The sequence below is a fragment of the Dietzia sp. DQ11-44 genome, from assembly GCF_014145205.1.
Lineage (GTDB): Bacteria > Actinomycetota > Actinomycetes > Mycobacteriales > Mycobacteriaceae > Dietzia > Dietzia natronolimnaea.
Genome location: NZ_JAALEC010000208.1, coordinates 1 through 897 on the forward strand (window position 1 = coordinate 1; position 897 = coordinate 897).

General features: G+C 67.6%; 1 protein-coding gene. It reads left to right on the top strand.

What is annotated here, in order from left to right; genetic code table 11:
• Positions 1 to 897: NDMA-dependent alcohol dehydrogenase (locus G6018_RS06245; protein WP_182639182.1), on the top strand; the 897-nt coding region annotated here is incomplete at both ends.

The window sequence follows — 897 nt, forward strand, 5'->3', positions numbered from 1 at the left end:
TCCCAAGGCGGGAGAGGTCCAGGTCAAGTTGGCCGCATCGGGCCTCTGCCATTCGGACGAGCACCTGCTCACCGGCGACCTGCAGTTCGAGTCCTACCCGATCATGGGCGGTCACGAGGGTGCCGGGGTCGTCACCAAGGTCGGCGAGGGTGTGATCGGCCTAGAGGAGGGAGACCACGTCGTCCTGGCGTTCATCCCCGCCTGCGGTACCTGCCCGCCGTGTTCAGAGGGCCTGCAGAACCTCTGCGACAACGGCGCGGGACTGCTCACCGGGCGTGCGATCAGCGACGGCGGCTTCAGGGTGCACACCGCCGACGGTGAGGACGTGGCCACCATGTGCCTCCTGGGGACGTTCGCCCCGCACGTCACCGTGCACCAGTCGTCCGTCATCAAGATCGAGAAGGACATCCCGCTGGACAAAGCCGCACTTCTCGGCTGCGGGGTGTGCACCGGTTGGGGCTCGGCCACGGAGATCGGCGGCGCCAAGGAGGGCGACATCGTGGTGGTCGTGGGAGTCGGTGGGATCGGCATCAACTCGGTCCAGGGTGCAGCGGCGGCGGGTGCGCGCGCTATCGTCGCCGTCGACCCGGTCGAGTTCAAGCGCGAGAAGGCCAAGGAGTTCGGGGCCACCCACACCTGCAGCTCCATGGACGAGGCGATGGCACTGGTCGGAGAGATCAGCTGGGGTCGGATGGCCGATCTGGTCATCCTCACGATGGGCGTGGTCGAGGGCAAAGACCTGCTCCCCGGTCTGCTCCTCACGGGCAAGGGCCGCCGGTGTGTCGTGGTGGGCCTGGGGGACATGATGGCCGTCGACGCCCAGGTGTCAATCATGGACCTGGCGATGCAGCAGAAGACACTGCAGGGCGCCATCTTCGGTGGCACCGGCCCGCGCAA